Source organism: Nocardioides sp. GCM10030259 (genome assembly GCF_042666375.1).
Taxonomy (GTDB): domain Bacteria; phylum Actinomycetota; class Actinomycetes; order Propionibacteriales; family Nocardioidaceae; genus Nocardioides.
Genome location: NZ_JBHTDF010000018.1, coordinates 50,420 through 63,551 on the forward strand (window position 1 = coordinate 50,420; position 13,132 = coordinate 63,551).

The 13,132-nt window shown below is 71.2% G+C and carries 11 protein-coding genes; 6 read left to right on the forward strand and 5 right to left on the reverse strand.

From position 1 onward, the window contains the following. The first annotated feature begins 35 nt into the window (after window positions 1–35). The 3 genes from ACFQQI_RS13390 (at window position 36) to ACFQQI_RS13400 (ending at window position 2,595) form a co-directional block, all read left to right on the forward strand. Window positions 36–1,250, forward strand: a complete 1,215-nt coding sequence (locus tag ACFQQI_RS13390) for an MFS transporter (protein ID WP_378563902.1) — start codon at window positions 36–38, stop codon at window positions 1,248–1,250. A gap of 183 nt (window positions 1,251–1,433) precedes the next feature. After that, the gene (locus ACFQQI_RS13395) at window positions 1,434–1,817 is read left to right on the forward strand and encodes a hypothetical protein (protein ID WP_378563904.1); all 384 of its coding nucleotides are present in this window, start codon (window positions 1,434–1,436) and stop codon (window positions 1,815–1,817) included. A 28-nt stretch (window positions 1,818–1,845) separates the two neighbouring features. After that, entirely contained in the window at window positions 1,846–2,595 is a 750-nt protein-coding gene (locus ACFQQI_RS13400; protein ID WP_378563907.1) for an IclR family transcriptional regulator, read from the forward strand. Between the two features lie 8 nt (window positions 2,596–2,603). Here the strand turns inward: ACFQQI_RS13400 and ACFQQI_RS13405 are convergent, their stop codons facing one another. The 5 genes from ACFQQI_RS13405 to ACFQQI_RS13425 form a co-directional block, all read right to left on the reverse strand. After that, on the reverse strand, window positions 2,604–3,425 hold the full coding sequence (locus tag ACFQQI_RS13405; RefSeq protein ID WP_378563909.1) for a carbohydrate ABC transporter permease: 822 nt from the start codon (window positions 3,423–3,425) through the stop codon (window positions 2,604–2,606). A gap of 28 nt (window positions 3,426–3,453) precedes the next feature. After that, window positions 3,454–4,440 carry a carbohydrate ABC transporter permease gene (locus ACFQQI_RS13410; RefSeq protein ID WP_378563911.1) on the reverse strand — a complete coding sequence of 329 codons (987 nt, stop codon included), beginning with the start codon at window positions 4,438–4,440 and terminating at the stop codon, window positions 3,454–3,456. A gap of 81 nt (window positions 4,441–4,521) precedes the next feature. Continuing rightward, complete coding sequence (locus ACFQQI_RS13415) at window positions 4,522–5,856, reverse strand: ABC transporter substrate-binding protein (protein WP_378563914.1); 1,335 nt, start codon at window positions 5,854–5,856, stop codon at window positions 4,522–4,524. A 50-nt stretch (window positions 5,857–5,906) separates the two neighbouring features. After that, a complete protein-coding gene (locus ACFQQI_RS13420; protein ID WP_378563916.1) occupies window positions 5,907–6,929 on the reverse strand; it encodes a DUF4185 domain-containing protein in 1,023 nt (340 codons plus the stop codon). 205 nt (window positions 6,930–7,134) lie between these two features. Then, window positions 7,135–8,778: a family 10 glycosylhydrolase gene (locus ACFQQI_RS13425; RefSeq protein ID WP_378563918.1), complete on the reverse strand. Its 1,644-nt coding sequence runs from the start codon at window positions 8,776–8,778 to the stop codon at window positions 7,135–7,137. A 136-nt stretch (window positions 8,779–8,914) separates the two neighbouring features. On the opposite strand from ACFQQI_RS13425, the gene ACFQQI_RS13430 reads away from it, so the two are divergent. The 3 genes from ACFQQI_RS13430 (at window position 8,915) to ACFQQI_RS13440 (ending at window position 13,130) form a co-directional block, all read left to right on the forward strand. Continuing rightward, complete coding sequence (locus ACFQQI_RS13430; RefSeq protein ID WP_378563921.1) at window positions 8,915–9,916, forward strand: LacI family DNA-binding transcriptional regulator; 1,002 nt, start codon at window positions 8,915–8,917, stop codon at window positions 9,914–9,916. A gap of 82 nt (window positions 9,917–9,998) precedes the next feature. After that, window positions 9,999–11,480 (forward strand): FGGY-family carbohydrate kinase, encoded by a 1,482-nt coding sequence (locus tag ACFQQI_RS13435; RefSeq protein WP_378563924.1) that lies wholly within the window; start codon window positions 9,999–10,001, stop codon window positions 11,478–11,480. Further along, window positions 11,481–13,130, forward strand: a complete 1,650-nt coding sequence (locus tag ACFQQI_RS13440) for a hypothetical protein (RefSeq protein WP_378563926.1) — start codon at window positions 11,481–11,483, stop codon at window positions 13,128–13,130. The last annotated feature ends 2 nt before the right edge of the window (window positions 13,131–13,132 follow it).

Below are 13,132 nucleotides of genomic sequence, written 5' to 3' on the forward strand. Positions count from 1 at the left end.
CGGCATCACGGGCCGGCGCGGCGTTGACTTGGGGCGTGCCCATCCCCCAGCAGGCCGCGCCGGCCCGTCCCGTCCAGGACGTCGACGCCGCGCGCCGGTGGGCGATGCTCGCCGCGAGCACCCTGGCCCAGGCTGCTGCAGCGGTGATGATCCACGGCCCGGCGTTCCTGATCCCGGCGCTGCACGCCCGCGAGGGGATGACGCTCGCCGAGGCCGGACTGGTGGCGGCCGCGCCCACGATCGGGGTGGTGCTGACACTGGTCGCCTGGGGCTGGGTGACCGACCGGCGCGGCGAGCGGTTCGTCCTCCTGACCGGTCTCGCCGCCACGACGGCGGCCGGCATCGCCAGCGCGATCACCGGCGGCCTCGCGCTGCTCGTCCTGACGCTCTTCCTGGCCGGCGCCGCTGCGGCGAGCACCAACGCCGCCAGCGGCCGGGTCGTGGTCGGCTGGTTCCCGCCCGAGCGCCGTGGGCTCGCGATGGGCATCCGGCAGATGGCGCAGCCGGTCGGCGTCGGCATCGCGGCGGTCTCGATCGCCGTCACCGCCGACGCGTACGGCGTGCACGCCGCGCTCTGGGTCCCCACGATCGCGTGCGCGCTCGCCGCGCTCCTCACCGCCGCGGTCGTCATCGACCCGCCCCGCCCCGACCGGCAGGACGGCGTGGCGCCGGCCAACCCGTACCGCGAGGACTCCTACCTCGCGCGCATCCACGGCGTCTCGGTGCTGCTCGTCGTGCCGCAGTTCCTCGTGTGGACGTTCGCCCTCGTGTGGCTGGTGCAGGACCGCGGCTGGTCGCCGGCCGCCGCCGGCACGCTCGTCGCGGTCGCGCAGGTGGCCGGCGCGCTCGGTCGGATCGCGGTCGGACACCTCTCGGACGTCGTCGGCGGCCGGATGCGCCCGCTGCGGTGGGTGGCGTACGCCGCCGCAGCCACCATGGCGCTGCTCGGGCTCGCCGCCGCGCTCGACCTCGCGGTCGCCGTGCTGCTGGTCGTCGTCGCCACGCTGGTCACGGTCGCGGACAACGGGCTCGCGTTCACCGCGGTCGCCGAGCGCGCGGGACCGAGCTGGTCGGGCCGCGCGCTCGGGATGCAGAACACCGCCCAGTTCCTCGCCGCCTCCGCCGTACCGCCCCTCGCCGGACTCGCGATCGGACACCTCGGGTACGCCGCGGCGTTCGCGATCAGCGCGCTCTTCCCCCTCCTCGCCGCCCCGTTGGTGCCGGCGCGCGCCGAGCGCCCGCTGTCCTGAGCTCGATCGTCGGGATCCCCGGCCCACCGGGGAAACCTGAACTTCTCGGGCGAAGCATTGCCCCACAACGTCAGGTTTCCCCGGCCCACCGGGGAATCCGACACCGGGCCCCACCCCGAGGGAGTGAACCGCCGCCCGGCGGGTACGGCCTTGCCGGGACCGGGGACACACCCAGGAGGGGCCATGGACACGACCACCATCGTCATCATCGTCATCGTGCTCGTGCTGCTGATCGCGGCCGCGGCGATCGTGACGACCCGACGCCGGCGCAACCAGCAGCGCCACCGCGCGACCGAGGTGCGCACCCAGGCGGCAGGCCACGTCGACGCGATCCGCGACACGCAGCAGGAGGCCGCGGTGTCCGAGAGCCGCGCGGAGGTCGCCCGGGCCGAGGCGGAGCGTGCCGAGCAGGAGGCGGCGGAGGCCCGCCGGGCCGTGCAGATGGAGGAGGCTCGCCAGGAGGACGCGCTCCGCAAGGCGGACGCGCTCGACCCCGACGTCGACCACCGCGCCGACGACTACGAGCCGGGCACGGGCACCCATCGCAAGGAGACGCCGGGGGTCTGATGCGATCCGGAGGCAATACCCTGCGGCCATGAGCCAGGTGCCGGCCGCCACTCGCACGATGCGCGTCCTGCGGTTCCTGGCCGGCCAGCCCGACCCCGTGCCGCTCGACCGGATCATGCGCGCGTGCGACCTGCCGCGCAGCACGACGTACCACCTGCTCAACGCGATGATCGAGCAGGGCTTCGTCGTCCACCTCGCCGACGAGCACCGCTACGGCCTGGGGCTCGCGGCGTTCGAGCTCGGCACCGGCTACGCGCGCCAGGAGCCGCTCCAGCGCCTCGCGCGGCGCCCACTGGCGGCGCTCGTCGACCGCGTCGGCCAGTCGGCCCACCTCGCGGTGCTGCACGGACGCGACGTCCTGTACGTCGTGGAGGAGCGCGCCCCGGGCCGCCCGCCCCTGGTGTCCGACGTCGGGGTGCGCCTGCCGGCACACCTGACCGCCAGCGGCCGCGCGATCCTCGCCGACCTGCCCGCGCCCCAGGTGCGCGCGCTCTACTCGCGCCCGGCGGACTTCGTGGACCGGCACGGCGTCGGGCCGCGCTCGCTGAGCGGGCTGCGCCGGGTGCTCAGCGACACCCGGCAGCGCGGATACGCCATCGAGGACGGCGAGGTGACGCCCGGACTGGCGAGCGTGGCCGTGGCCGTCCGCGACCACAACCAGCACCCGGTCGCGGCGGTCGCGGTGACGTACGCCGTCGCCGACGACCCGTCCCAGAATGAGGTGGCCGAGGCCGTCCGGGCCACGGCCACCGCGCTCACCCGCCGGATCGGCGGGTGAGCGGTCGGCTACTTGATGCCGGCCATCCGCACGCCCGAGACGATGTAGCGCTGGAAGACCAGCAGCAGCAGGATCGTCGGCACCGTGGCGATCGCCGAGCCGGCCATCAGCAGGCCCCACTCGACGCCGCGCTCGGAGCGGAAGTTGCCGAGCACCTGCATGACCTGGGTCAGGTTCGGGTCGGTGATGGTGAGCACCGGCCAGACGTAGGCGTTCCAGTAGGCCAGGAACGACGCGCAGCCGACGACCACGAACGGGGCCTTCGACTGCGGCAGGAAGATCGTCCAGAAGATCTGCCAGCGGTTGGCGCCGTCGATGAGCGCGGCCTCCTCGATCGCGGCCGGGTAGCCCAGGTAGAACTGGCGCAGGAAGAACATCTGCAGCGACGAGGCGACGCCCGGGATGATCAGCACCGCCATCGTGTTCAGCATGCCGAGCTTGGTGACGACCATGAACGACGTCAGCAGGATCGCCATCATCGGCACGAACATCGGCGTGAGGCAGTACACCCACCAGAACGACTTGAACTTGAAGTCCAGCCGGGCGAACGCGTAGGCGGCAAGCGAGTTCACCAGCAGGCTGAGCGCCGTGAAGATCAGCGCGCCGACGAACGTCACCGTCATCGCGCGCATGAACTCGTCGTCCTGGACCATGTCGATGTAGTTCTGCGGGTCCCAGGTGTCGGGGAAGAACTGGAACGGCGACCGCAGGACCTCGTTCTTGCCCTTGAACGCAGCGATCGCCATCCACGCGACGGGGAAGAGGATCCCCACCGCGATCAGCAGGGTGAAGAGGCCCTTCACGATCCGGGGCGCGCCCGTGCCTTGCATCTGGGTTGCCTTTCTTGTTGCCCGACGCCTAGGCGTCGACGGCCTTCTCGGAGCGGAGCAGCCGGAAGATCACCAGCGAGATCGCGCCCAGGACGAGGAAGAGCAGGAGAGCCGCCGCGAGCGAGAAGCTCGTGGAGTACGGCGTGTTCTCCCGGAAGCTGTCGAAGATGAACAGGTTGGGGGTCTTGGTGGCCCCGACCGGGCCGCCGTTCGTCATGATCAGCGGCAGCTGGAACTCCTGGATGGTCAGCGTGAAGCCGGTGACCAGCAGGTAGAGGAAGACGTTCCGCAGGAGCGGGATCGTGATGTACCAGGTCTGCTGGAAGAAGCTGGCGCCGTCGAGCGCGGCCGACTCGTAGTAGCTCTCGGGGATGTCGAGCAGCGCCGACAGCAGGATCAGCGTGCTGACGCCGAGGCCGAGCCAGACGCCCGCGAGCGCGACCGCGGGAAGCGCGAAGTCGGGGTTGTTCAGCCAGGCGATCGGCTCGATGCCGACCACACCGATGGCCGCGTTGATCAGCCCCTGGTCCTGGCCCATGAACGCGAAGACGATCGCCGCGATCACGCTCGAGAGCACGGCCGGCAGGTAGACGACCGTCTTCATCACCGACGCGGACCGACCCCGGAGGGTCTTGATGAACATCGCGAGGACGAGCGCGATGACGATGCCGGTCGGCACCACCATCACGGCGTACATGAGGCCGACCTTGATCGCGTCCCAGAAGCGCTCGTCGGTGAGCACGTAGCGATAGAACTGGGTGCCGACCCACTCGTTGCCGAGGTAGAAGTTGATCGAGTGGCCGCTCAGCCAGAACGCGTAGCCCAGCGGCCAGAAGACGAAGATCCCGAGCAGCACCACCATCGGCGCGATCATGATGTACGCCGTCAGGTTGGACTGGAGGTGCTTGGGCGCCTGGGCCCGACGCGGCGTACGCCGACGCCGCGTGCGCCCCCGCGGTCCGGGGGCCAGTGCCGGTCCTGCCTCGACGGCCACCCTCGTGTCCGCTGCGGTCATCGCTGCCTTCGTCTCCTCGTGTCCGATGTGTGGCGTCCCGGCCGGCGCCCGGGTCGAGCGGGCACCGGCCGGGAGAGTGGGTCAGCCTCCGGCGCCCGCGAGGCCCTGCTTCTCGATGATCTCCTCCATCGCCTCGTCGGCGGTGGCGAGGGCGTCCTCGGTGGAGGCGCTGCCCTTCATCACCGACTCGATGGCGGTGGCCATCGCGTTGGAGATGTCGATCGGGTAGGCCGGCTCGGGACCGGCGTACGGGACGACCTGCTCGGAGATGATCTTCATGAACGGGTCCTCCTTGGCCTCCGGGTCGTTGGCCAGCTCCTCGTCGACCGAGGTGCGCACGGTGTACTTCGACAGCCCGCTCATCTTGAAGAAGTCGGCCATGATCGCCGGGTCGTCCGCGAGCAGCCAGTCGATGAACGTCGCAGCGGCCTCCGGGTCGTCGGCCTTGCCGTCGACGGTGAGGGTCCAGCCGCCGAGGGTGGCGGTGGGCTTGGTCGCGTCGCCGTCCGAGGTCGGGAACGGCGCGACGGCGGTCTTCTCCACCAGGTCCGGGAAGTCGTTCTTGAGCTGGCCGATGGCCCACGAGCCGTTGGCCATCATCGCGACCTCACCCTCACCGTACGGCAACGCGTCGGGGTAGCCGACCTTCGGGGTCTCGGGCATGGAGCCGCCCTGGTAGAGCTGCGTGTAGAGGTCGATGACGTCGCCGTAGCAGGAGTCGGTGGCGTCGGCGGACGACCAGTCGCCGCGCAGCGGGAAGTCGCCGCACGCGTTCAGCTGGAGGCCCCAGCTCGACCAGGCGAGGTCGATCTGGGTCGACGCCATCGTCATGCCCTTGGTCTTGCCGTCGGTGAGCGCCTCGGACCAGGTGACCAGCTCGTCCCACGTCTTCGGCGGGCTGGCCGGGTCGAGGCCGGCCGCCTTGGCCAGGTCGGTGCGGTAGTAGAGCACGGTCGAGGGCTCGACGAGCATCGGGTAGGCGTAGTGCTTGCCGTCGACCGTCACGAAGTCCTTGACGTTCTCCTTGATGTCGGCGAACCGGTCCTCGGGGAGCAGGTCGTCGAGGGCCATGAACTGGCCGGAGGCGACGCCCGGGCGGATGCCGCCGTAGTTGGTCGTCGCGACGTCGGGCTGGTTGCCGGCGGCCTGGGCGGCCTTCAGCTTCTGCTGCCAGGCGTCGGCCGGCACGACGACGTACTCGACCTCGATCTCGTCCTGGGAGGCGTTGAACTCCTCGACGTGCTTCTTGAACCACTCCTGCTGGTAGTCCTCGAACTTCTGCTGCCAGAAGATCACGTGGGCCTTGCCGTCGGAGCTCTCGTCCTCGTCGCTCGAGCCGCCGCAGCTGCTCAGGACCAGGGACGCGGCGACGACTGCGCCCGCGGCGGACCACAGCTTTCGTCTACGCAGGGACATCGATTCTCCTTTGTCGGGGTGTTCGGCGTTGCTCGTCTGAAGTGCCCGGGTCACTCCGTGACCAGGTCGGCCCGGTACCAATACACGTTGTACGGATCCCACTTGGACAGGCTGAAGAAGATCGTCCTGCCGTGGTCTGCGGTGTAGCCCTGCTTCATGTAGGGCGAGTAGAGGCCGGGGACGTCGCCCTGCGAGAGCAGCGTGACGGGATCTCCCCAGGGGCCCCAGGGGGTCGGCGACTGGCGCAGCTCGGTGCTCGCCTCGGCGCCGTCGGTGTAGCTCATCAACCAGCTGTCGAGGTGGTCGTTCCAGACGACCGACAGCTCGCCGACGGTGTCGTCGACGACGGTGGCGGCGTCGGCCATCCGCTTGCTCCACTGGGGCTCCCCGTCCTTCGTGCCGGTGAAGTAGCGGTAGGCGGAGAGGTCCTCGACGTCCTCCTCGCGCACCTTCATCAGCTGCACGCCGCCGAAGCGGCCGGCCGGCACCGACCAGAAGAAGAGCTCGCCGTCGATCTCGGTGACGCTCACCTGGACGAAGTTGCTGTCGCCGGGCCAGCGCGGCTCCTCGAGGACGGTCCAGGTCTGGCCACCGTCGGTCGACCTGGCCAGGCCGGCATGGTTGGCGTCCCACACGCCCGGGTCGCCCCAGTGGCGCACGGACATGAACTGGAGGTACATCGCGCCGTTGGCCGCGAAGCCGTACGTCGGGATCGCGGTCATCTCGACGTAGTCGACCTTCTGCGACGGGATGGGCTCGGCCGCCCACCCGGCCTCGTCGACGACGAAGCCGTCGAGGGCGATGCCGTCGGTCGGGTCCTCGTCGGTGCTCCAGGCGAGGGCGTTGGAGCGCCACTCGGTGCCGCCGCCTCCGGTGAGCCCCGGGTCGCGCCGGCCGAAGGTGTCGCCGAAGACGAACCAGGTCTTGCCGTCGGCCTCGAACATCGACCCCAGGTCGGTGCCGGCGATCTCGTAGTCGTCCGTGCGGTTGGGCGAGTCGGGACCAGTCAGCTGGGACACCTCGGTCACGTCGGAGACGCCGGTCAGCGTCCTCGTCGTGGCCTCGGTCGTCATGCCTGTCCCTTCGGTTTCTGCGGAGCAACCGGCGATCGCGGCCACGGCGACGCTCGCGCCGATGCCCAGGATCGCCGTCCGCACTCGGGAAGTGGAGGTCCACATCGGGCTGAGCGGCTCCGTCCACAGGTGCGAGAAAACGATTACTGGCGCGAGTATGTGTCAGCAGTCACAGGCTGTCAAGGAATGCCGTGGAATCGATTTCTCAACCATCTTCGGTCGTTGCGGCGACGAGCTCACGGCAGAGTCGGCGCACCTCCTCCCGGTGCGTGGTGAACGTGTCCTCGACGACTCCGATCGCCGGGACGCAGCCGCGCCCGAGCAGGCTCGGCGTAGCAGGCCAGACGCCCTCCTCGTGCACGCCGGTGCTCCCCGATCCCGGCGCACCGGTCACGAGGTGGGCCAACGTGCGGGCGAACCGGCCCGGCAGGCCGGCGTGGCGCACGGGACGCTCGGTCGGGAGCCAGCTCTGGTTGAGCGGGAGCTGCCCGAGCAGGCCGTCGTACCAGCCCTCGCCGCACACGAGCAGGCCCGGGTGGCGGCTGCGGAGGTCGGCGACCAGGTCGCGGTAGCCGGCGTGCAGCTCATGCCGCGGGTCGTCGAGCCACACACCGCTCGTGTCGAGGAAGACGCCGTCGACGTCGTACCTCTCCACGACCGCACTCACCTGGGCGACGAGGTGCGCCCGGAAGCCCGGCTCGCCGGGGTTGAGGAAGACCTGGTCGTCCTCGGGCGCCCGGTCGTTGTCCCAGTCCGGCGTGTTCACGTGGACCGGGAAGCGGTGGGACGGGCTGAGGAACACCGATTCCCGCCAGCGCGGGTAACGCCCCACGTGGGCGCCGTTCGCACCGAACATCGGCATCAGGTGCACGCCGAGCCGGTGGGCCGTCGCCACCAGCCGCGCGAACGCCGGCTCGCCGCCGAGGTCCTCCCCCGGCGCGTACTGGGGGTACTGCCAGTAGTAGCGCCCCTCCCACCCCGGGAGGTAGGCCATGACCCGCTCGCCCGGCACGTCGCCGCACAGGTCCTCCAGGATCTCGGTCATCCGGTCGAACGTGTTGAAGACGTGGCCGGTCCAGTGCTGGCCGTGCAGGGTGAGGACCAGGTCGATCTCCCGGGCCCAGCCCGGCACGTCGGTGCGGTCCTCCCAGGCCACCAGGCCGTGGGCGGCGGCGACGTGGTCGAGGTGCGCGTCGAGGTCACCGAGGAGTGCGTCGTACGTCGGGCACGCGCGCAGCCGGATCCCGGAGGAGACGAACGTGCGCGACCGCCGGGTGGCCAGCTCGTCGCAGATCACCTCCGCGACCGGGGTGGGCGACCAGTGCGGCCGGTAGTGGTAGAACCGGTGCGCGCGCACCTCGTCGTCGCGCGCGGAGAGCGTGAGCCCCGGCCCCTCGCCCGCCGCCAGCCAGGGCGTCTGCAGGTCGGGGAACGGGTAGGCGAGCCGCACACAGTCGCCGAGCGGCGTCACCCGGGACTCGCCCGCGGGGGTGGTCGCGCCCCACCAGCCCGTCTCGACGACGGCGTCGGGCAGCCCGCGCAGCAGCAGCTTCGCGCCCTTCACGGGTGTCTTGTCGGCGCCGGAGTCGACGTGGATCCGCCACGTGACGGCGTCCTGCTCCCGGCCGATCTCGACCCGCAGCTGCCCGGGCACGGACCGCTGGCCACCGAGCCACTGGAGGCCGTCCGCGACCAGCGTCCGTCCGTCGAACCGCGTGCGCTGCGCGTCCAGCCCGAGCGCGTCCTCGGTCGTGAAGACCTCCACGGTCCACTCGGCGCCGGAGACGATGCCGCCGAGGTCGGGCACGGGGTACCAGGCGTGCCTCGGGTCGAAGCTCAGATTCTGCACCGGGAGTTTGTAACCGATTTCTCGAGATTTCGGGACATCCCCCGTCGGCCCGGGCGCCGACTCTCGGATCCCCGCATCCACAAGGGTTTCGGGGGGTTAGGGTGTCGTCACCATTTCATCCGAGGGAGGGTCCGCCGTGGCCGTCACGATCCGCGACGTCGCGGCCGCCGCCAGTGTCTCGCCGGCGACCGTCTCCCGGGTGCTCAACGGCAAGGTCGAGGTCGCGGAGGACCTCAAGGTCCGGGTCGAGGCGGCCGTGGAGCAGCTCGGCTACCGGCCGAACGGGCTGGCCCGCAGCCTCCGCACCCGCGCCACGATGGTGCTCGGCGTGGTCATCGCCGACGTCACCAACCCGTTCTTCACGGCCATGGTCCGCGGCATCGAGGACGTGGCCCAGGCGGCCGGCTACTCCGTCGTGCTGGCCAACGCCGACGAGGACCTCGCCAAGGAGCGTCGCTACCTCGAGGTCGCCGCCGCGGAGCAGATGGCCGGAGTGGTGCTCTCCCCCGCATCCTCGAAGCGGACCGACGTCGCGGTGCTCGCGCGGCACGGCATCCCGCTGGTCACGGTCGACCGGCAGCTGCCCGGCCAGGACATCGACAGCGTCTCGATCAACAACCACCTCGCCGCCCGGCAGGCGACCGAGCACCTCGCCGCCCAGGGCTGCCGCCGGATCGCGTTCGTGTCCGGCCCCTCGGTCACCAGCACCGGCCAGCGCCGTCTCGCCGGCTACCGCGCCGCGCTGCGCGCCGCCGGCCTGAAGAGCGACGACGACCTGGTCAAGCGCGCCGACTTCCGCGTCGAGGGTGGCTACGAGGCGACGCTCGACCTGCTCTCCGGCCGCAAGCGCCCCGACGGCCTGCTGGTCTCGAACAACCTGATGGCGCTCGGCGCCCTCCAGGCGCTCCAGGAGCAGGGTGTCGACATCCCCGGCGACATCGCCTTCGCGAGCTTCGACGGCATCAGCTGGGCGCGGACGCTGCGCCCGACCCTGACGGTCGTGGAGCAGCCGACCTACGAGATCGGCCGCCGCGCGGCCGAGCTGCTGCTCGCGCGCGTCGGCGGCGAGAAGGGGCCGGCCCAGAACGTCGTGCTGCCTGCCGAGCTCAAGGTCGGCGAGTCCTCGTCGCGCGCCTGAACGGTCGCCCTCGCTTCACTTCCGCAACTCGGTTGGTCGTTTGGCTTGATCGTGAAAACGATTTCTGGCAACCTTCCGCGTCATGACCGGTGCAGTGCTCGGCGTCGACATCGGGACCTCCAGCAGCAAGGGCGTCCTGGTCGACATGTCCGGACGGATCCTCGCCTCCGCCACGCGCGAGCACGCTGTGTCGCGCCCTTCTCCGGGGCACGTCGAGATGGACGCCGAGATCTGGTGGGACGAGTTCGTGGGCATCAGCCGCGAGCTGCTGGCCGCCGACCCGTCGGTGGAGGTGCTGGCGGTCGGCGTCAGCGGCATGGGCCCCTGCGTGCTGCTGACCGACGGCGACGACGTACCGCTGCGCCCCGCGATCCTGTACGGCGTCGACACCCGCTCGGCCGCGCAGGTCGAGCGTTTGACCACCAGGTACGGCGACGACGAGATCCGCGAGCGCTGCGGCTCCTCGCTGTCCTCGCAGGCGGCCGGCGCCAAGGTCGCCTGGGTCGCCGACGAGGAGCCCGACCTGTTCGCCCGGGCCCGCCGCCTCTACATGCCGAGCTCGTGGCTGGCGCACCGGCTCACCGGCGCCTACGTCCTCGACCGGCACTCGGCGAGCCAGTGCACGCCGCTCTACGACGTCGACGCGGTCGAGTGGTACGCGCCGTGGGTCGACGAGATCTGCCCGGGCATCGAGCTGCCGGAGCTGCGCTGGTCCGGCGACGTCGCCGGCACCGTGCACGCCCGCGCGGCCGAGGCGACCGGGCTCCCGGTCGGCGTCCCGGTCGTCACCGGCACGATCGACGCGTGGGCCGAGGCGCTCAGCGTCGACGCGCACAACGTCGGCGACCTGATGCTGATGTACGGCACGACGCTCTTCCTCGTGAACACCGTCGCCGACAAGGTCACCCACCCGTCGCTGTGGGGCACCACCGGCGCCCTGCCCGGCACCCGCTCACTCGCCGGCGGCATGGCGACCTCGGGCGCGATCACCGGATGGCTGCGCGACCTCTTCGGCGGCGCCGACTACGCCGACCTGGTGCGGCTCGCCGAGACGTCGCCGCCCGGTAGCAACGGCCTGCTGATGCTGCCCTACTTCGCGGGCGAGCGGACCCCGATCCTCGACCCCGACGCGCGCGGCGCGATCGTCGGCCTCACCCTCTCGCACGGGCGCGGCGACCTCTACCGGGCCGCGCTGGAGGCGACCGGCTTCGGCGTGCGCCACAACGTGGAGACGTTCCGCGCCGCCGGAGGCGACGTACGCCGCGTCGTCGCGGTCGGCGGCGGCACCCAGGGCGGCCTCTGGACCCAGGTGGTCAGCGACATCACCGGGCTGACCCAGGTCGTCCCCGAGCAGACCGTCGGCGCCAGCTACGGCGGGGCGCTGCTCGCGGCGCAGTCCGTCTCCGACGTCTCGATCCGGGACTGGAACCCACCGCGCGCGACGGTCGAGCCCGACCCGGCCAACCGCGCGGTCTACGACGACCTCTACGGCCGCTACCGCGACCTCTACCCCTCGACCCGCGACCTCGCCCACGCGCTCGCGAACCTTCAGAAGGAGCACTGAATGACCCAGTACGTCATGCCGGCACCGATCGTCCGGCCGGACGCCGCGCCCGACACCGTCTACACGATCGCGAGCGGGGACCTGCGGCCGAGCGCCAACACCACCTGCTGGCCGACGCAGGAGCGGCTCGAGGCCGACCTCGAGGCGGCGCTGACCGAGCTGGGCTGGAAGGTGCAGCGCGGGCACGCGTTCGACGAGGCGAAGGGCCACGGGTTCATCGACAGCCAGCGCGCCGGCCTCGAGGTCTTCAAGGCGCTGCCCTCCGACGCGCCGCTGATCGTGGTCGAGGCGGTCTGGCAGTACAGCCACCACGTGCTGGCCGGGTTGCGTGACCACCGCGGCCCGATCCTCGTCGTCGCGAACTGGGCCGGCGAGTTCCCGGGCCTGGTCGGCCTGCTCAACCTCACCGCCAGCATGACCAAGGCCGGGATCGAGCACTCCACACTGTGGAGCAAGGACTTCACCGACGAGTGGGCGACCTCGCGCCTGCGGACCTGGCTCCGGACCGGCCACATCGAGCACGACCTCAGCCACGTCCGCGACCTCGCCGATGAGACGGGGGGCCTGCCCGTCGGTCCGGAGACCGACCTCGGCCGCGCACTGGCCGCGCAGCTCAAGGACGAGAAGGCGATCATCGGCGTCTTCGACGAGGGCTGCATGGGCATGTACAACGCGATCTTCGACGACGAGCTGCTCAACCCGCTCGGCATCTACAAGGAGCGGCTCTCGCAGAGCGCGCTGGTCGCCGAGATGGGCCGGGTCACCGACGAGGAGGCGCACGCCGTACGCCGCTGGCTCGACGAGGCCGGCCTGGACTTCCGCACCGGCTCCGACGAGGCCAGCGAGCTCACGGACGCGCAGCTGCACAGCCAGTTCAAGATGTACGTCGCCGCACTGCGTATGTCCGACGACTTCGGGCTCGACGCGGTCGGCATCCAGTACCAGCAGGGCCTCAAGGACGTCGTGCCCGCCTCCGACCTGGTCGAGGGGCTGCTCAACGACCCGCACCGCCCGCCGGTCACCTCGCGCGACGGCAGCCGTGAGCTGTACGCCGGCGCGGCGCTGCCCCACTTCAACGAGGTCGACGAGGGCGTCGCCGTCGACTCGCTGGTGACCAACCGGCTGTGGACCGCGATGGGCATGGACCCCTCGACCACGCTGCACGACATCCGCTGGGGCGACGAGCACGACGGCCAGTACGTCTGGGTGTTCGAGATCTCGGGCTCGGTGCCCGCCTCGCACAACGGCGGCTACGACAAGTCGTGGAGCCTGCGCCAGCCGCCCATGTTCTTCCCGCTCGGCGGCGGCACCCTCTCCGGCGTCTCGAGGCCGGGCGAGATCGTCTGGTCGCGTGTGTTCATCATGGACGGTGAGCTGCACGTCGACCTCGGCCGCGGCACGGTCGTCGAGCTCCCCGAGGAGGAGACCCGACGCCGGCTCGACGCCACCAACCCGGAGTGGCCGATCATGCACGCGGTGCTGCACGGCGTCGGCCGCGACCAGCTGATGGCGCGGCACAAGGCCAACCACGCCAACGTCGTCTACGCGCCCGACGCCGCGACCGCGGACAAGGCGCTGACCGCGAAGGCCGCGCTCTTCGACGCGCTCGGCATCCACGTCCACCTCTGCGGCGACGTCGCCCTCAGCTGACA